Here is a 20,910-nt window from a genome sequence, read left to right as displayed (position 1 = left end):
AAGGCAAATTGTTATTGTAAAATGAAGCGATTAGCCGATAAGGAATTACTGTTTTTTATTATTTAATATCCACGAGACTGTATTTTTCCACTTCTTTCGTTTTGTCATTAAAGATTAATTTGAATTTGGAAGTGCTGCGGATATAATAATGTGAAATATCATCTTTGCTGATCAGAACAGAATCCGTTTTATTCGAAATAACGTCCATGCTCAGGTGACTTTCTTTTGCTGTACGGGCATCATTCTGTGCCGCAGTACTAAGGAAAAGCACTAAGATAAACAGGTAACCGTATATGGCATGTTTGTTATAAAACACAAACACGGTACTAACGGTAAGCAGCAGTAATGAAAAAAACAAAACCTGTAAATTGTTAAAACCGGTTACTTTCAATACGGCTGTAGTGGCAATCAACGCCAGGCCAATAACAGCCAGAACAGTCCTGTGCCATTCGGGGCGCAGGGTTATCAGTACGGTTATGGCCATTGGAACGGCAATTAAGATACTTTGTAAAAAGAATACATCTTTGTCAAACATCAGATAGACAATGTCGTCAAAGCAATAGCAAAAGCGGAAGTAATTGGTATGGAAATAGGCAAGAAACTGACTCCAGTACAGCAATATACTTAAAGGAAGTATGGCTGTAAAAGCGATAAATACGTTTGAGAAATTCAGCGTTTCAAGATCTATCCGTAAATTTTTTATCTGCTTATCTATTCGTACAAATTTAAGGCGTGATTCCTTATTGAATTTTTTGAAATAACCGAAGAAACGGTTAGTTTGGTTTAAAGATTGCATGGCAATAGCGTTAAGTTGTGTTAGGTTCTTTTGGGGCAAAATAGTTATATTGATCACCAGCTATTTTTCTTTTTGTTATTTCTGTAACAAAAAGAAATAATAATAACTTGCGATTACAATATTAACTTTAATCGTGCAATTATTGAATTTATTATACAAAATGTTAAGAAAAATATTTTGGTGTAATTCCTGACATTGAGTATGAATAAAAACAGTACCGATTTATTTTGATAGCGATGCAACCAATTCGTGCTTTAGAATACCATCCTTAAACGGATTTAATCGAAAATACAGAAAATATTCCGTCGATTTAGGATATTGTCGCCTGAGGGCATGTAAAATTAAAACATTTTTTTTAAGTAAAAAAATAGTAATTATTACAAACAGGTAGGTTTTTATTAACTAAATTTGTCACCATTATTATATTTACTGTTATTTAACGGCACAAATTAACAATTTGCGTAGCTGTAAGTAGGTAAAAAGGTAAACAATATTTCCCCCCTCGTTTACCCCTTAAATCTACAATTTGAAAGAGTCCGGAGTGTTTTATTCAGACAAGCTGTCTTGATCAGGTTGTTTTTATCATTGTTGTTACGCTGAAGCATATATCCTCAGCACTTCCCCCCAATAACGGTTTGATAAAAAGTGTTTTAAAGATTAAAGCACAAGAAAGTATTGGGAAATTCCCTTGGAACAGATTAATTAATAAAAGAAATAATTCCTATGAAAAGAGCCCTACTTTTCATGCTGTTATTCGTGTCAGTAGATGGTATTCCCCAGAATAACATTAATGCCATTGACCGTTTGTTTAAACATGCAGTTAATATCGAGAATGAAAACCCGCTTCTGGCGCAATCGGAAGCTTTAGAAGTTATTTTGCTCTCCCGCCAGCAGCACTATAAAAAAGGGCTGATGCTGGGTAACCTTTTTATAAGTGAGAGCTATGTTCGGAGTAAAGATTGGGAGAAAGCACTCTTTTATGCTACAGAAGCCGAGAAAAACACTGCCGCTACGGACAGCTATTATATGTCAAAAGCACTGCGCTTAAAAGGCCTGGGGCTTGGTCAGCTGGGATTTTACCAGACCGCAACAACGCAGCTGGATAAAGCGGTGTATTATGCGAATAAAATAAAAAATGAAAATGATAAAAACAGGAGTCTGGGGTTTATTTATGCCGATTTTGCGATCAATCATGAAGAAAAAGACCAGCAGGAAGATTCGGTAAAGTTTTTTTATGAAAAGAGCCATACCTTTTTTATGAAAATGGGTGCTACCAACCCTCATAAAAACAGGTGCCTTGCCTTTTCCAATGTAAATTTAGGTTCCTTTTACCTGAAGAAGCGGCAGTTTCAAAAGGCTGAAACCCATCTGCAATTTGCTGCGGAACACGCAAAAAAGCTAAAACTGGACTTTATCAAAATTCAGGCGCTTTCCGATCTGGGTTCGCTGCACTATTACCAAGAAGACTATCTAGCTGCTAAAGAATATTACCTGCAAGCCCTTTCGGAAGCGAAAAAAAAGCAGCGTACCTTTTATATAAACGACCTCTATTACAACCTTTTCCGGGTATATGCCGAGCTCGAGGTTCCGGATAGTTCGAAATATTACCGCATACAATATATCGCGCTGAATGACAGCCTGGCAAACTTTCACAAAAGAGCTGTTAAAACATCATTACGGCTCTTTTTAGATGAGGAACAGGATCACATGCAGCTGAGCTTTAAAAAACTATCTTTTATTATTGTTATATGTGTATTGGTTATCCTGTTATCCTGCATTTACATTAAAATCAATTATAAAAAATTCAGTAAGACGCTGCTGAAAAAGTGGGAAATTGAAAAACTTTTAAAAGAAAAAAGAGAACTGATAAAACAACTGAAATCCAGGAGTAAGAACAAGGAAGCAGACACCAAAAAAATAGTACAGCTTGCCATTGAGGGCAGTCCGCTTTTCTTTGTAAAATTTAAAGAAATGTATCCGGAATTTTGCGATAAAATAACCGAAAAATCACCTGCAATAGTGTACAATGAATTGAAATTCTGTGCCTTGCTAAAGCTTAGGTTTTCAACAAAAGAGATTGCAACCTATACAAAAAGTACGTTAAAGGCTGTTGAATCCAAAAAATACAGGCTCCGGAAAAAATTAAACATCCCATCGGAGGTAGACCTGTATGAATGGATCGCAGAAATGTAATTTATACAACGGAACATGAAAAAGAAATACTTGATACTGTTATTTATTCTCGGAACAATATACAGTAGTACGGCTCAAAATTATACCAAAAAACAGGTTGACAGCCTGCTAATAGAGGTACAGCGGCTGGGCGACAGTATTCCCGACAAAGCCATCCTGAAAAGCCTGGAATGTTACAGTTATGCCCTGAAAATAAACTACAAAAAAGGTATGGCACTCAGCGCCCTGCTTGCCGGGAAGAATTTTTTCGATACCAGCCAGTATGACAAAGGGCTTCATTATACCATTAAAGCACAAAAAGCACTGGAAGAAGTAGACGATTACAAACTGTTATCGGAAGCATTCCGGCTAAAAGGCATTTGCTATACGGCGCTGGGATTGTCCCGGGAAGCCGGTATAGAGCTAAAAAAAGGACTGGCTGCGGCAAATGAAATTAGGGTAACGGACGATGCTTTACGGCAAAAAGGACTGATCTATACCGATATGGCGGTAGACTTTGACCGGAACGGCAAGCCAATCGATTCTGTTGTAAAATACTTTACACTGAGTTACAGGCAGTTTGACAAGATCAAAGAAGGAAAAACAAGGGCAGTAACTCTGTCGTTGGCGAGTGCCAATGTGGGCGCCTGCTTTTTAGCCTTAAAACAATACGATTCTGCAAGGATCTATCTTGAAAAAGCAATCTGGCTGGCAGATGAGATACAATACAACTCGGCAAAGCTGTATGCCCTGATTGATTTTGGGAACATGGAACTGGAACGCAAAAACGATGAAGCGGCAGTAGCGTATTACCTGCAAAGCCTTACGCTTGCCAAAAAGCTGAAAAAAGCAGAACTCCTGCGGGATGTTTACCTGAACCTTTCAAAAGCGTATGGCAGACTGGGAGCAGACAAAGAGGAAGAACGGTATTCGGATAACTATATCCGCCTTAACGACAGTATTTTAAAAACACAAAAAAGAGCAGTGGAAGTACCGGTCAGGGAGATTCTACAGACCCGGTATTCCAAATTTGAAAAAGTCAGAACAATAGCAACTGTTGTGGTAATCATCATTGTATTGCTGGCTTTGTTTTTATTCTATTTAACCGTCCGGTTTCACCGTAAGATAAAAAGAGAAAGTAAGGTCATCACCGAAAAAAACGAACGATTGCTGGCCAAAGAAGAGCTATTGCAGAAAGAGGTGATCCTGAACCAGGTGAATCTGGAAAAAATAGCCCAGTTGGCCAAAGAAAATGATTCCGAATTTCTGAACAATTTTGTGGTCATCTATGCCGATTTCTATGATAAACTGGTCAAAGAAGTACCCAACTTAACGGCAGCCGAATTTAAAATCTGTGCGTTGTTAAAATTAGGATTCTCCATTAAAGAAATTGCCTTATATACGGATGTAACGGTTCGTTCCGTTGAGTCAAGAATATTCCGGATACGTAAAAAAGCGGCTATTCCTTCCGATAAGGACATCAGCTTATGGATCGCAGAATTTTAAGCACAGATGGTACCGGTATGTTTATCGGGTAAACAACTTTCAGGGCTTCCGGTATTGTTTTTTAAATAACATTTCGGCTATATTGTCACCAAAAACAGGATTTGACGTACCGGAAAATTGCTATAAAACACTTATTTGTTCCCGGCCGGCTTCTTTTATACAGGAAGCCGGCTTTTTTTTAGCGTTATTTTCAGGATAATCCAGAAAAGAAAAGAAATTTTTGGGACAATAAGCTTTGCAACTATTTGTAATACTGTTTTTTAAGTTTGTGAGTAGATGTGAGGGCGTGAAATGTGAGTGTTGAATTAAAAATTTACTCACATTTGTTATGAATTCACCGAAAGAGTGTTTCGAAAATGTAATCAGAAATAAAAAAATGAAAAATTTTATTGTTTGGCTTTTTTTTAATGTTTTTATGGTTTCAGTGATGAGTTACAGTTTTGCTCAGGGAACGAATTTCCCGGACAGCAATGCCGGGATCCGTTTCAATGCGAAAATGGCTGGTAATGAGTAAAGTGGAGCTTTTAGGGGATCATGCTTCTGGGAGAGGCAAAGGAAAAAAGGCAAATAGCAAAGGGCAATAAACAAAGGGTATCTATCGCAGGTATTATGGTTTGTTTACGCTTTGAATAGTATTTTGTAGCAGGAATTGCAATAGTAATGCAGCTGTAAATAGGATACAATAGAACAAAGGGATTTCCCTTAAAAATATTTAAAATATAGACAGGGGAGTGTATAAACTGTTTATGAGATTTAATGACTTTTTTTATTATCTCCGGATAAGATTATTGAATAATGGCAATCCGCTATGCCTTTCTACTGTATGAAAATAAGGCTTTAGTGTGTTTGATAATTGATTCCGGAGATTTTTAACTATCAGGAGTGCGTTTCGTTATGGCTTTATGTGCTATTGCGAAGCTGTAAGCAGGGATAGTAAAGGATGAGTATTACTTTTTTTATACATTAATTTTTATTTTTTTGTTTGAGAGCAGCTTATGGATGGGGAATAAGCTGCTCTCTTTTTTTTACAGCAAGATATATAATCTTCTGGCTGCGTATTTGAAAACAATACGTTATCATAAGCTGATTGCATAAAAATGACTGTCAGTGTGTTAGTGATATTGTCAGAACTGTTTTACATTAAAAATAGCTGTAAAATGCTAATGTTTCGGCTGTATTTACCGCACTTTTTTTGCCTGAAGAGTATAAGGATGGCATAAATTCCTTTTTTTATCCGGACAACGTTACTTTTTTACTCCTTTTTTGGTACTCAAATGGCATTGTTGTGAGGTTTTGAGTATAAAGAAATAAGATGTTATTGTATTGGTTTTCAGTGTTTTTGTGTTTTTTTTAAGCGTTGCGTATATAAGTGGGGATGCTTATGCGGTATATCTTGTTTAGAATGGCTCACTTTGCATCGAGAAGTTAATGTAATTAGGTGCGGCATCTGGAAAGTGCGGCACTCTTTTTTAAAATCATGAATGTATGAAAAATAAATTTTTACCCTTACTTTTTTTATTGTTAGGTGGTTATGTGACTTATGGGCAGGTTGGTATTGGAATCCAGTCACCTGATGTGTCTGCACAATTGCATGTTGCAGCAACTAATAAAGGGGTTTTAATTCCTAATGTGTCGCTTCAAAGTTTAACGAGCAGCAACCCGATATTAAATAATGGAGGAATACCGAACAGTTTATTGGTGTTTAACAGTGCTACGGCAGGGACGGCACCCAATAATGTGACACCGGGGTATTACTACTGGTATGATAACAAATGGAATCGAATCGTTATTTCCAGTGAAGCAACCCCGTCTGAAGGTGTGGTGATCTATAATCCGACAACAAATATATTTACCTATATTGATGAAAACGGAAACCCGGTTGTAATTGATTTTGAGGCAATTGTTAAAACCTATGAAACGATTACCACATTGGTCAATACAGCCAGTGGTGTGTATATATATACGAGTGAAAATAATACGACAACCACCATTGATGTGGTCGCTGATGTGATTAACAATGCGAATACGATTCTAAACAGTTCAAACTTTTTAACCGAGTTAACGACTATTATCCAGAGCCAAGAAACACTGACCCATTTGGAGTATGATTCAACGGCGAATACGCTGACGTATACGGATGAAAATAATCAAAATACAGTAATCGATCTGGCTACTCTGGTAGGTGCACTGGACACAAACAACATCAACCAGACGTTGGCAATCGATACAAATGACAATCTGGCTCTGACCGATAATCAGGGTGTGGTAGTAACGATGCCGGTTACGGATATCGCCAGTAACACTACGTTTATTGATAACCTGACGCAGAACTCAGAGTTTATTACAAACCTGACAACGATTATCCAGAGCCAGGAAACGCTGACCCATTTGGAGTATGACGCAACGGCCAATACGCTGACGTATACGGATGAGGATAATCATGATACAGTAATCGATCTGGCTACTCTGGTCGGTGCATTGGACACAAACAACATTAACCAGACGTTGGCAATCGATACAAATGACAATCTGGCTCTGACCGATAACCAGGGTGTGGTGGTAACGATGCCGGTTACGGATATCGCCAGTAACACTACGTTTATTGATAACCTGACGCAGAACTCAGAGTTTATTACGAACCTGACAACGATTATCCAGAATCAGGAAACGCTGACCCATTTGGAGTATGACGCAACGGCCAATACACTGACCTATACGGATGAAGATAATCAAAATACAGTAATTGACTTGGCAGCTTTGGTAGGTGGACTGGACACAAACAACATCAACCATACGTTGGCAATTGATACAAATGATAACCTGGCCTTGACCGATGATCAGGGTGTGGTGGTAACGATGCCGGTTACGGATATTTCCAGTAACACTACGTTTATTGATAACCTGACGCAGAATTCAGAGTTTATTACAAACCTGACAACGATTATCCAGAGTCAGGAAACGTTGACCCATTTGGAGTATGACGCAACGGCGAATACGCTGACGTATACGGATGAGGATAATCATGATACAGTAATAGATCTGGCTACTTTGGTAGGCGCACTGGACACGAATAACATCAACCAGACATTGGCAATCGATACAAATGATAATCTGGCTCTGACCGATAACCAGGGTGTGGTGGTAACGATGCCGGTTACGGATATTTCCAGCAACAATACCTTTATTGATAACCTGACGCAAAATTCGGAGTTTATCAATGATATTACGAATATTATTACCACGGAAGGATTAAACAACATTAACCAGAGTTTGGCAATCGATACAAATGATAACCTGGCTTTGACCGATAACCAGGGCGTGATAGTAACGATGCCGGTTGCAGATATTGCCAGTAACAATACCTTTATTGATAACCTGACACAGAACTCAGAGTTTATTACAAACCTGACAACAATTATCCAGAATCAGGAAACGCTGACCAGTTTGACGTATAACCCAATGGCTAATACACTAACGTATACGGATGAAGATGGTACTGCTAATACACTGAATCTGTTAAGTCTGGTAAGCGGAGCGGAAACCTTAACCACTTTGGTGTACAGTTCAGCAAACGGTACGTTGACGTATACCGATGAGAATGGAGATTCTACTGTAGTTGACTTGACCGCTTTAATAAACGGGTTGGATACAAACAACATCAACCAGAGTTTAGCGATTACCAATGATAACCTGACGTTGACCGATAACCAGGCGGTAGCGGTAGCGATGCCGGTAACGGCTATTTCGAGCAATCCTACGTTTATTTCAAACCTGGTAACAAATCAGCAGTTTGTAAATGAAATTACCCAGATTATCGATGCCGAAGAGACCACCACAACCATAACCGGTACTGTTCCCGGGCATCAGATTGCCGTTTATACGAATGAAGACGGTGCCACAACAAACATCAATGAAACGGTAACAGCATTAGCGTACAACGACACAACACATAAACTGGTGTATACAGATGAAGCGGGTACGGCAAACGAACTGGCAATGCAGGATCTGGTGGGCGATGCTGAAACCTTAACCACATTAACGGTAAACGCTTCCGGTAATAGCGGGGCTGGCAGTCTGGATTATAAAGATGAAGACGGAACAACCAATGTACTTGATTTAAGACCGTTAATAAAAGAACCGTGGTTTAGTGTGACGAACAGCATTGGCGCAACATCCAATATGGAAGATGTGTATACTATGGGTTGGGTTGGTATCGGACATGCCGCGCCGTCCGGCTCTTTAAATGAAAAGCTGCGCGTAAACGGGGCGATCACCACGACAAACGGATACTATGCCGATTATGTTTTTGAAGATTATTTTGATGGTGCTTCCGATCTAAAAGCAGATTACAAATTCAAATCGCTGGAAGAAACGAAGGCATTTATAAACAAAAACAGACACTTGCCGGGCATTACTCCAATCACGAAGCTGGAAAAAACAAAAGAAGGATACTCCTTTAACATCTCGGAACTTTCCATACAATCGTTGGAAAAAATCGAAGAATTGTACCTGCACATTATTGAGCAGCAGGGACAGTTGGATGCCAAAGATCAGGAGATAAAAGCATTGCAGGAAAGAATGGACAGCCTTGAAAAAAAGCTGACAAAACTAGGAATGTGATTTGAGGTAGTTTTTCATTTTGGGGAAACTGGTGTTGGTAATAACACTGGTTCCCCGGAGTGAAAGAATATCCGGATAGAACAACAACGGTGAAGAGTCTGCCGGATGGAATAGGAATGAGCAGTTTAGCAGAAAAAGAGGCAGACGCTTTTGTTGTTTCGGTTTGTTTTTCAAACCATATAATTAAGAAGGAGTATGAATAAAACATATATTATGAGGAAATTAAATACTATAAAATCAAATTTTATTCTGGTTTTGCTAATCGGGCTGATTAGTTTGACAGTCTCAGGACAGGTTGGTATTAAAATCAGAGATAACAGTGTTCCGGGCACTCCGAGTAATCCGGCACCTGGCGCTTTATTTGAGGTCGAAAGTAATATGAGAGGAGTATTGCTGTCCCGTATGACAACAGCAGAAAGGGATGCTATTCCAACGAGCTCGCTGATTAACGGGTTGACGATTTTCAATACCACAACCAACTGTTATAATTATTATCAGGAAAGTATACATACCTGGCTGAGTATGTGTGGTACGCTGCCACAGGCAAATTTAGCGGTAGCACAATGTAGCGCCGTAACGGTTCAGGGTGTTTATAAAGCGGGCGAACCATTAAACCAGACCCATTTTATAACGGTTCCGGTAACGGTAACCCAGCCGGGTACCTATGAAATAACAGGAACAGCCAATGGCTTTTATTTTGAAAAAAGCGGGACTTTTCCAACGACCGGGACTTATACTTTAACGCTACAGGGTGTTGGAACACCGGTAGCGGCAGGAACAGAAACCGTGACGATCTCGATCAATAATGTGGTACAATCCTGTACATTCACGATTACCGTGATTCCGGCTGCTACAGAATTTTCCATGCTTTGCCCTTCAATAACGGTGGGGGGAAGCTATGTACAGGGTGTGGCGCTGAATGCTTCGAATACGCTAACGCTAACGGTAAATGTTACCGCAGCGGGTAATTATATGATCAGTACCAATACCGTAAACGGCTATTCGTTTAGCGGTTCGGGTAACTTTACCACTTTAGGCAGCCAGACGGTTGTGCTACAGGGAAGCGGTACTCCGGCAGCTCCGGGAGCCAATACAGTAACGCTAACCGGAAGTGCCACTACAGCTGGTAGCTGTACGGTTAACATTACGGTAGCGGTACCACCGGTATCTTATACCATCAATTGCGGCGGTATTACGGTAAGCGGCAGTTATATGACGGGAACCGCAATGACAGCGGCCAACAAAATGACAGTACCGGTAACGGTGGCCAGCGTTGGAAGCTATACCATTTCTACTGATGTGGTTAACGGTATCTCTTTTTCCGGAAGCGGAACCTTTTCAACGGTAGGAACCCAGGTGGTAACACTCATGGCAACAGGTGTACCGGTGGCGGCAGGTTCGTTTCTGTTTACCGTAAGCGGTGTGGGTAACTCCGGAGCCAGTTGTACAAAAAGCATTGCCTTTACCAATATGTACCGTACAATGCGGGTATTGGGATTAGGAATAGGATTAGGACAGCCGGCAACAGCGCAAACAGGCTATTCACCTAAAGAAATACTAATGTCGACGGTAAATTTCGGACCAAGCGGAACGGTACCGGTTCAGGGAATAAGCTTGTTTAATGGCGGTACAAACCAGGGATATTCTCTGAAAAGCACTATCAACACTTATAATATTGATATTGTTATTGTAGGAACAGGATATAGCCCTTCAGCGGAAACGACTTCAGTATTGAACAATTTTGTCAAAAATAAAAAAGGAGTACTGATCTATGCATCAAATGAAAGCAATTTTACACAGGAGCAGAATTTGGTAAACACCATCTGTGGAGCTTCGGCAACCATTAATGCGCAGGGAGGAGGTTCTATTTCGGCAACTGTTACAAGTGTATCCGATCCGATACTAAACGGTCCTTTCGGAAATATTCAGGGATTAAAATTAGGTCAGGATGGAAGTGCCCAGCGTAATTACATTATAAGCGGACTGCCGGCAACGGTAGCACCACTGGCAATTCATCCGACATTGGCAGGTGTATTTGCATTCAAACATAATACATTAGGATTCTTCTACTGCGGAGACGGAGTCTGGGCGTCAGGAAGTTCAACCCACGAAAATTTATATAGTTATCCGGCTAAAATTGATGCAAGCGGCAGACCGCAGCCAAAAGCCTATGCTCCTCCGGGAACCACAGTATACAACAGTTTACTTTATGCAAATACATGGGCATGGGCAATTAAATATGTTCAGGAAAATACAGATTCAGGCTATTTGATTCCTTAATTGAATTTAATGGAATCAGAGCAAAGCGTTGCTCTTCCGGCGGGCTGTCAATACAGTACCCGGTTGTGAGGAGCAACTGCTATAAATCCGGCGGGCAACAGGAAGATGGAAAGTTCCGGTAAAGTAAACCCAAAACAATACTTTAATTCAGGCTAACTAACTAAAAAATAATTATGACATCTTCTTTGGAAAAAACGTTTTGGATGCTTTTCGTCTGTCTGACCTCTTTTTTTATAAAAGTGAATGCTGCTGTTAAAAAAGAGGAAAAGAAGATCCCGTTAAGCATCACGCTGGCCTCTGGTTACAGCATCAGTATTACCATTCTGGTCCAGGACGGCATCGGGCAGAAAAAGATTATCTCCGGTAAAACCATTCCGAAAGGAAAGAAAGAGATTTTCAGGATACCCGATAAATACCTGCCCGGAGAGGTGATACTCCAAACGGAATATGTGAAAACAAAAGGAGATGTCCGAAAGAAGAAAATGCATTTTTTAATTGTAAAAGAAGCTTTGAATATCGTGATAGACCCGTTAGGAAGTGCTTTTTTACAGTTTGAAATGTCCGATCTGGAAAACCCGGTTTTTTCCGGTTTTTTAAAAGAGCAGGAAAACAGAGTGGAAGCCATACAGGCACTGGAACACGTGCTTGCAGGGAAGACAAAACCGGTAAAAGAAAGACAGGCTCAGGAGCCGTATGAAAAATACCGGCAGGCGGTAGCGGAATACAATGACTGGATTAAAAAAGAAGCAGCAAGGCACCGGGAACTGTATGTTTCGCATCTGTATGTTTTTTTCCGGTATCCGGAGTATCGTTTTGATAAAAAAGGAATCAGGATTCCGGACAGTATTGTGGAACAGTATTTTGACAATATGGATTTTGAAGATCCGCTGTTGGTCACCACCAACCGGCTGTCAAAGTATTTCCAGAACTATATTGACCTGTTTACGTTGCAGTATCCGGAAGATTATGATGTTCAGGACAGCCTGGTGCTGGAAGTTTCCCGCAATATCGTGGGAAAAGTATATGCCGGGCATCCGTTAGTATACGGCTGGGCAGTGGATTTTTTATATAAAGGCATTGAAAGGGGGCAGTACCCCAGAGCGATGTCCTACATTGAAAAAGTAGCCATGGAAGGGAATTGTTGGGTAAACAATGTGGAACTGGTCCGGTTAAAAGTGAAAGGATCCAAGTATTTGAATGTGGGCGATAAAGCGCCGGATTTTGTTTCCAGAACAGAGCCCCGGTCGAATTACATGAGTCCGAAATTCCAGTTGTACGCAACCCTGCCCACAAAACCGTACCGGCTGATTATTTTCTGGCTGGCGGGCTGCGGACATTGTCTGGATCAGATCAGGGAAATGGCTTCCTTTACCAAGCTAAAGAAGAACAGTGATTTGCTGGAAATCATCGCCATTAATATTGACGAAGATGAGGAAGCCATTCCTTTAAGAAACAATGTTATAACCGCTAATCCGGATTGGGTGCAGCTGGTGCTTGATGGCGGCGTTTCAAATGAAATTGCCAGAAATTATGTGGTCTATCAAACCCTGACAATGGTACTGCTGGACAGTAAAACCAATGAAATTAAAAGTATTCCGAATGATCTGATCGAACTGGAGGAAAGCCTTCCGTACAATTAGTCAGATAGGACATAATGATAGTTAACTTTAAAAAATAACAGAATGAAATTTTATTTAAGTGCCGTTATTTTATCACTTTTTTTTACCGGCAGTGTTGCTGCCCAGACCATCAATACCGGTGATCTGAAAATCAACCCGGGAACGGTTTTTTCAACTCATTTTGATTTTGACAATGAAGTAACCGGTGATGTCGTAAATGACGGTGAATTGATACTTCATGGTAATTTCAATAATGACGGTTTATTCACCTTTACGCCTTTATCCAATTCGGGATTTACCCGTTTTGAAAGCAGTTCGGGCGCGCAGACCATTTCCGGCTCGTTGCCCAGTGAATTTTACAGTGTGCTTTTTAATAATAATACCATACAGCCGGCCTTTCTGCTCACCGGGGCTATTTCTATAGCCGGAAATGCAGATTTCTATGAAGGTATTGTAGATGTAGACGGTTCCGGCGGAGAAATTGTTTTTGAAGCGGAGGCTACCCAAAGCAATACAAGCGACGACAGTTTTGTGGACGGTACCGTAGGGCGGAAAGGTAACAATGCGTTTGAATTTCCTTTTGGTGATGCCGGTTATTTCAGACCGATGGCCATTAGCAGCAGCGGTAGTCCCGGTAATAGTTTCGAAGGGCATTACTACCTGGAAGGTTCCGATGCTTTATATCCGAACAACCAGCGGCAATCCATTATCGAACAGATAGACAAAACGGAATACTGGAAATTTGAAAGCCAGGAAACCAGTATTGATCTGGCTTTGACCTTAACCTGGAATGAAAATACTACTCCGGCAACCTTTATTAACGGAAACCCGGATACGGTATTCGCCATTGTGCGCTGGGACGTAGCGGATGCCGAATGGAAATTCTATCCGTCGGCAGTAGATCCGGCCAATAAAACGGTAACGGCAGCCATCAGAAATGACGGGATTTTCACGCTGGCACGGGTTTATGAAGACACACCGGACAACATCGTTATCTACAACGGGGTTTCCCCGAATGGCGACGGGATGAACGATTACTTCTTTATTGACGGTTTAGCCGATTTTCCGGATAACTCGCTGGAAATCTATAACCGATGGGGTGTGAAAGTATATGATACGCAGGCGTATGGAATTAATAACAACTGGTTTTGGGGTATATCAGAAGGAAGAACAACAATTAATAAAGGAGAGAAACTGCCAACGGGCACTTATTTCTATGTGCTGAAATATGTCACCTTAATGGGCAGAACCAAAGACAGGGTGGGCTATTTACAGATAAATTAACTGTTTCCGGGAAAAGTAAAGAAGCAAGAATATACTGTATTCCGGATTCAAAAAGAGAAACCTATGAAAAAAAATATTATGCTGCTGTTAATCGCTGTAATGGGTATGAATAGTTACGGGCAACAGGATTCGCAGTACACACAATACATGTACAATACAATGAATATCAATCCCGGTTATACAGGAACCAGGGGAGTAATGAGCATACTGGGACTGTACCGCACCCAATGGGTAGGGCTGGAAGGCGCACCTAAAACCGGTACGTTTACGATTCATTCCCCCATAACGGCCAGTGGTCAGGGATTGGGATTTTCGGTAGTTAATGATCAGATTGGCGTATCGAAAGAAACAACGGTATCGGCCAGTTATTCCTATCCGATTCAACTGTCCGCTACGGTAAAACTGTCGTTAGGGATCAGTGTTTCCGGTAACTTTTTGGAAGTCGATTATAACCGGCTGACCATTCACGACAATCCCGATTCGGAATTGCGGGGAGTGATCAACCAGACGTCGCCGAATGTTGGAGCCGGAGCCTATTTTCATGCCGAAAAATGGTATGCCGGACTATCGGTTCCCCGTTTTCTGGAAACCGAATTCTATGACGATATACAAACTTCTGTAGCGACAGAAAAAATGCACTTTTATGTGATGGGAGGGTATGTTTTTGACCTGAATGAAAGCCTTCAGTTCAAGCCGGCAGCGATGGTTAAAGCCGTTAACGGTGCTCCGCTGGCGGTAGATATTTCAGCCAATTTCCTGTTTAATGAAAAATTCACTTTAGGAGTGGCGTACCGTTGGGATGCTTCCGTGAGTGGTATGGCAGGTTTTCAGATCTCGAGAGGACTGAATATTGGCTATGCCTATGATTTTGATACCGAGAGACTGGGGAAATACAATTCCGGATCGCATGAAATTTTCCTGCGCTTTGATTTGATTTCGCCTCTTAAAGCCAGAATGATGTCACCAAGATTTTTCTAACTAACATGTAATTCAATAGATATGATATTAAATAGAAATCTGGTATTGGTTTTACTTTTCGGTTTAAGCAGTACTGTCGGATTCTCACAAAAACCGGATAAAAGACTGGAAAAAGCCAACAAAAAATATGAGGAGTTTTCCTTTATTGAAGCCCGGAAATTATACGGACAACTGGTTGAAAAAGGCTATACGACCAAAGAAGTATACGGCCGTTTGGGCGACACCTATTATTTTAATTCGGACTATACCAAAGCCCTGGAATGGTATGCCAAACTAATGGACCTGGGCGGAACACCGGCTCCGGAATACTATTTCAGGTATTCGCAGGCGTTACGCGCCAATCAGGATTATTCCCAGGCATTAACGGCTATGGAAAACTATTATTCCAAAATGGGAAAAGAGGAAGAAGCTAAAAAATGGCGGTTAAAAGAATATATGGCCGCAATAGCGGAACAGTCCGGAAGGTATGATGACATAACGGAAGCAAGGATAAATTCCGGTTTGTCCGACATGGGGGCGGCTTTAGTACCCAACGAAGAAACCATAAAGCAGGCGGGAGAAATTGCCCAGTTTGAAAAAGAAGAAAAAGCAAGAATAGCCAGAGAAAAAAAAGAGCAGCGAATGGATGACGACGAGCGTGCCCTGGCAGCAAGAAGCGAAACCGCTGCAAAAAATAAAAATAAGGAAGATGTGCCGGTAAAAGTATTTGAGCAGCTGCCCAAATACAAGGAAATTATCTATGCAACAGCAAAAGATTCCGGCGTTTTTATCAAACGCAAACACAACTGGAACGAAAAGCCGTTCCTGAAATTATATACCGCAACGATTAACAATGAAGGAAGACTGGAAAATGAAAAGAAGCTGCCCGGCGATATTAATGCCCGGTACCACCAGAGTACACCGGTAATTACGAAAGACGGCACCATGATGTATTTTACCCGTCTGGAATTGTATCACAACAAAAAAACAGCCGGAAAAAATAAAAAGGAAGTCAGTCAGCTAAAACTTTATCAGGCACAGAAAATCAACGGGGTCTGGACAAATATTGTGCAGCTTCCGTATCCGATAAATGTAGATGGCGCTTCTTCCGGACATCCGGCTCTAAGCCCGGACGACAGCCAGTTGTTTTTTGTTTCCAACCGGAAAAATAAGATGGGAAATACCGATATCTATGTGGTAAACAGGAAAAAAGGCGGCGGTTTGGAATCAAAGGTGGAAGCACTGGACGACAAGATCAACACACTGGGCAGGGAAACCTTTCCTTTTGTAGACGATAACGGAATATTATATTTTGCTTCAGATGGGCATCCCGGTATGGGTGGTCTGGACATTTTTGCTGCGGCAAAAGACAGTAACGGTACCTATGTGGTGGTCAATATCGGCGAACCGGTTAATTCGGTCTATGACGATTTTGCCTACGTGATTGACAACGAAACAAAAAGAGGCTTTTTTACCTCGAACAAACCGGGCGGCAGCGGCGATGATGATCTGTATGAATTTCTGGAAAACAAGCCGATCCGCTTTCCGTTTAACCTGAATGCCGTTTATTTCGGTACGGTAAAAGACAGCATGACAACGGAGCCGATAGCCGGCGTGAGCGTGGTTATTTTCAACGAACGGAATGAAAAAATCAAAACGGTTTTAACGGATTCACTCGGAAAATATACACTGGATCTGCCACCGCTCAGAAACCATACGTTCCTGTTTAAAAAGAAAGGATATGCTTCCGAGAAAGTGCTTGTGGACGGGGTGAAAATTTCAGAACGTAAAGAAATATCGGTAGCCTTGTTTAACGAACTGTCGGTAATTGTGGATGATAAGGTCGTAACCCTGAAAGAAGGGGATGACCTTACGGAAAAACTAAAACTGAATCCGATTTATTTTGATTACGGAGGCTACAGCATCCGGAAATCATCCGAAAAAGAACTGGATAAAGTGATTGACCTGATTAAGAACCGTCCGAGTATTTCCATTGAGGTCCGTTCGCATACAGACAGCAGAGGGAAGGATGACTTTAACATGAGGCTATCCAAAAACAGGGCAAAAGCGACCATCGATTATATTATCCATAAAGGTGCTATTTCTCCGGAAAGAATTTGGGGTGACGGTTATGGAGAGTCACAGCTGATTAACAATTGCGGTAATGGTGTGAAATGTACAGAAGCCGAACATGAGCTTAACCGGCGTTCCGAATTCATTATTATCCTGAAAGATCAGGCACCGGAAAAAGAATAAATAAAATAGACTGTATTAGTAAGATTTACCAATCTGTTGTTTTGATATAGCCTTCTTTCCTGCATTGTCTTGATTTATGGTACCATCGCGGTTTTTTAATGGGGGTTTAAGAAATCAATTTGTTTGGCCATAATAGTATGATGTGATCTTAGAAGAACGTGACAGGGAAGAGGTGCTATATTTATGAGGACACTGGAGATCTTAGTAAGAATAGTGTTGACCGGTAGGGTCACACAAAGTGAATAGCTTTAGCAGGAAGTTAGTTTTTTTTGGTTTTTAGGATTTACCACGGGACTGCAACCAGTGGTAAATTAAAGAAGGGGCTTTATGCCCCTTCTTTTAATAAAAGTGGTTGGTTATAACATGACGTTTAAAAAGGAATTACAGGTAGCAATACGAAAAAAGAGATTGATATGGAAGCTAAAAGGGTTAGGGTAACGGGGAAATTAGGGCGGTATATCAGCATATTGCTCACGGTATTTTTAGTAATTGAAGAACTGTTCAAAGGCATTGACCTGATTACCGGAAAGCCCAGCCTGGTTGCCATTTTTTATGAATGTGGTTTTTCTACTGAGGGGATTATGGTATTGGGAATCGTGACCGTTTTAAATACTGTTATAATATTGTTTCCGGCTGCATTTGTATGGGGCTGTTTTTTAATGGCCTCACGATTTGTGGTCATAAGCGGCTTCTATTTGCTGGAACACCATGTCAAAGCGGCGGTTGCAGAAGGAATCTTACTGCTTTTGGTCTTGCTGCTGCTGCGGTTGGGGCATCCTTTTTCGCTTTATTACCGGAATAAGAAAAACCTCCGCTAAAAAAATACCTGTAGAAATGTAATAACTATAGCGCAGTATTTTGTTTTTTTTAAACATTATTCTAAATATTATTTGTATATCTCAAAATAAAGCTTTATGTTTATCCTGTTGTAAAACAACAACATACACTCCCCATTAAAATAACATACGGTTATCGTTCCCCATATAACCGAAACAAACAGCAACAGGAATAGCCTTTTTGCTGCACCGGGTGTTTTTTGTGTAAACCCACAAAAGTACTGCCCGGTAAACAGGTACTATTTGTAAATCTAAAAGCGAGATTATGAATCAAAAACAAATTAAAACCATTTGTTATGCCGTATTGTTTATACTTGGGGGATTGCTCACCGGATGTGAATTGGAAGAAGATGTTATTCAGAAGAATGCTTACCGGGAACGGCTTGCCATACGCAACAGCACTTTTGAAGCGCTCTCAAAGGAACAGCCCTTTGTACAGGCACTTTCCGGCTTAAACAAAGGCAAACACGGCAAAGGCAGCTTCTCCGGAACAATCATGGAAGCCCAATACGGCTTTACGATTTTACCGGATAAAGCGATTGTCATCGAAAAAGAAGGGAAAACCTCCTATACCTTTCAGATCGTCCGGGAAACACCGGACAGTACCTGTTTTGAAAACCTGGTGATCCATACGGATAATCCAGGCTCAACCAGGGCTTTTATCGTAAAATATACTCCGGAAGTACCTATCGTTCCGAGTGTCACGCACGAATCCTTTTATTTTAGCGGAGCGATCCGCATTACACCAATTGAATACAATGCAGAGCTGGCAGGGAAAAAAATAGTCTGTGTTACGGCAACAGTGATGATGTGTGACCAGTCCTGGTCGGGAAGCGGATCGACCACACCGCATGTGGCGACTCAGTATTGCAACAACCCGAACCACTTGTTTGAGGTAACCACCACGACCTGCGATATGGTAGCCGGAGGCGGCAGTTTTGGTGCCGGCGCCGGACAATATTCCGGTGGTGATGGTATGGGCGGTACCGGAGGTGGCGGCGGTGATGGCGAACCCGGAAATGATGATGGGCTGACACCGCCGAATCCTTGTCCGCGTTGTCCTGATTTTACAACAGTGCCGGTGTTGGAAGGGGAAGAAGAAGTACTTTCTAATTGTAAAAAAATCAATAAGCAATTGGCAAAATTTCCGGAATTAAAACAGAAATTAATAAACTTGGCAGAGACTACCTCGGAAAATCATGAAAACGGTATTTTTATAGATAAGAGTGCTACAGCAACTTCTGTAAATCCAATTCAAAACATACCATCAGGAACTGCAGGAATTATTAATATTGATATAAACCCGGCATATAAATATGAAATGCTGGCACATACTCATGATGCTTATGGTCCCGATGGCAATGGCACATATTCTGTTTTTTCTTGGAATGATATTGCCACAATTAGTAGATTAGTGCAAAATAATCATATTGATGCTAATGAATTTGTTTTTTATGTATTTACAGCTGATGGCACGCGATATGCAATGACTATAGATTGTGTCTCTTGTCTAAAAGAATTTCATTATTATCCATTTGATCAACCAGTAGGAACCGTTGTTGATACAAAAAGACTGATGAAAATGAAGATGATAAAAGATAAGTACTATGAAATTGAAGAAGGAAGTATAAAAGTAAATAGTAATCCTAATGACGATAAAAAAGCATTTTTGAATTTTATAAAAGAGGCAAATTTAGGAATATCATTATTTGAAATAAATGCAGATTTTACAACCTTAGAAAAACTGGAGGTTGATTCTAAAGGAGTCGTGAAAAATAAACCATGTACAGATTAAAAAATAATATATTATGAAAAAGATATTAAAATTATTTGTATTGTTGTTTGCTTTACAATTTTGTCATGCACAGCAAGAGAAGATAGTAGAGTTAAAACAATATTATAATCCTAATAATAAAGAAGGGAATTTATTCACATATTATTATAAAGATGTAAATAATTATTTTACCCCATTTATAGGTACATGGATTTATCAAAATGGTAATCAAACTTTTGTATTACAGCTATGGAAGAAAACGAAAGTTGAATATCCGGCAACAAGTACTTCAAAAAAAATGTTTCATGATGAATTAAGCGGCCATTACAAAATGGTTCAGAATTATGGGCAACCCAATGAGTCAGTAATATATACCTCACAAATTAATATAGGTAGCTCTTCGACACCATGGCCAACAATTATTGCTGCTGGAAAAGCATTGGAGAGTTATAAGATGACAGGAACAATATTTGATGTTGCTGGGTCATTACATCCTAATTATCAAATGGGGATAGAAGGTAATCTTGTATTTACAATAAATGCGAATTCTAATCCACTTACAGCAAAATGGAAAGTAACTTTACCTATGGGGATGCGGGGATCAGATGAACCGAGTACATTCACAATTCCAACCGATATAATATTGACTAAAGTGAATTAGTAACGATAGAAATCTATATAGCAACTATTTAAGGGCAGGAATGAGTATAAATATTATGTCGGGAAGTTAAAAGTAGGATTACAAGAAGACGTATATTTATCAGAAGAATTACCACCAATACCTTCAAATGAGAAAGTATATTTTGATAA

The 20,910-nt window shown here is 40.4% G+C and carries 13 protein-coding genes; 12 read left to right on the top strand and 1 reads right to left on the bottom strand.

Annotated elements, in window-relative coordinates; genetic code table 11:
• Positions 1-58: 58 nt before the first annotated feature.
• On the bottom strand, positions 59-796 hold the full coding sequence (locus HW120_RS15720) for a hypothetical protein (protein WP_177735283.1): 738 nt from the start codon (positions 794-796) through the stop codon (positions 59-61).
• A gap of 723 nt (positions 797-1,519) precedes the next feature.
• Here HW120_RS15720 and HW120_RS15715 point away from each other — a divergent pair.
• The 12 genes from HW120_RS15715 (at position 1,520) to HW120_RS15660 (ending at position 20,761) form a co-directional block, all read left to right on the top strand.
• Complete coding sequence (locus HW120_RS15715; protein WP_177735281.1) at positions 1,520-2,989, top strand: transcriptional regulator; 1,470 nt, start codon at positions 1,520-1,522, stop codon at positions 2,987-2,989.
• A 15-nt stretch (positions 2,990-3,004) separates the two neighbouring features.
• Complete coding sequence (locus HW120_RS15710; RefSeq protein ID WP_177735279.1) at positions 3,005-4,474, top strand: transcriptional regulator; 1,470 nt, start codon at positions 3,005-3,007, stop codon at positions 4,472-4,474.
• A 376-nt stretch (positions 4,475-4,850) separates the two neighbouring features.
• Positions 4,851-4,988 carry a hypothetical protein gene (locus HW120_RS15705; protein ID WP_177735277.1) on the top strand — a complete coding sequence of 46 codons (138 nt, stop codon included), beginning with the start codon at positions 4,851-4,853 and terminating at the stop codon, positions 4,986-4,988.
• Between the two features lie 971 nt (positions 4,989-5,959).
• Positions 5,960-9,094 carry a hypothetical protein gene (locus HW120_RS15700; protein ID WP_177735275.1) on the top strand — a complete coding sequence of 1,045 codons (3,135 nt, stop codon included), beginning with the start codon at positions 5,960-5,962 and terminating at the stop codon, positions 9,092-9,094.
• A gap of 213 nt (positions 9,095-9,307) precedes the next feature.
• Complete coding sequence (locus HW120_RS15695) at positions 9,308-11,374, top strand: hypothetical protein (protein ID WP_177735274.1); 2,067 nt, start codon at positions 9,308-9,310, stop codon at positions 11,372-11,374.
• Between the two features lie 173 nt (positions 11,375-11,547).
• Entirely contained in the window at positions 11,548-13,014 is a 1,467-nt protein-coding gene (locus HW120_RS15690) for a thioredoxin-like domain-containing protein (protein WP_177735273.1), read from the top strand.
• 42 nt (positions 13,015-13,056) lie between these two features.
• Positions 13,057-14,277: a gliding motility-associated C-terminal domain-containing protein gene (locus HW120_RS15685; RefSeq protein ID WP_177735272.1), complete on the top strand. Its 1,221-nt coding sequence runs from the start codon at positions 13,057-13,059 to the stop codon at positions 14,275-14,277.
• 63 nt (positions 14,278-14,340) lie between these two features.
• A complete protein-coding gene (locus HW120_RS15680) occupies positions 14,341-15,255 on the top strand; it encodes a PorP/SprF family type IX secretion system membrane protein (RefSeq protein WP_177735270.1) in 915 nt (304 codons plus the stop codon).
• Between the two features lie 21 nt (positions 15,256-15,276).
• Positions 15,277-17,490 (top strand): OmpA family protein, encoded by a 2,214-nt coding sequence (locus tag HW120_RS15675; RefSeq protein ID WP_177735268.1) that lies wholly within the window; start codon positions 15,277-15,279, stop codon positions 17,488-17,490.
• Positions 17,491-17,903: 413 nt separating this feature from the next.
• Positions 17,904-18,308 (top strand): hypothetical protein, encoded by a 405-nt coding sequence (locus HW120_RS15670; RefSeq protein ID WP_177735266.1) that lies wholly within the window; start codon positions 17,904-17,906, stop codon positions 18,306-18,308.
• A gap of 283 nt (positions 18,309-18,591) precedes the next feature.
• Complete coding sequence (locus HW120_RS15665; RefSeq protein ID WP_177735264.1) at positions 18,592-20,121, top strand: hypothetical protein; 1,530 nt, start codon at positions 18,592-18,594, stop codon at positions 20,119-20,121.
• 13 nt (positions 20,122-20,134) lie between these two features.
• Positions 20,135-20,761 (top strand): DUF6705 family protein, encoded by a 627-nt coding sequence (locus HW120_RS15660; protein ID WP_177735262.1) that lies wholly within the window; start codon positions 20,135-20,137, stop codon positions 20,759-20,761.
• The last annotated feature ends 149 nt before the right edge of the window (positions 20,762-20,910 follow it).

The sequence above is a fragment of the Flavobacterium inviolabile genome (genome assembly GCF_013389455.1).
Classification (GTDB): domain Bacteria; phylum Bacteroidota; class Bacteroidia; order Flavobacteriales; family Flavobacteriaceae; genus Flavobacterium; species Flavobacterium inviolabile.
This window is presented reverse-complemented; position numbering and strand designations above follow the sequence as displayed.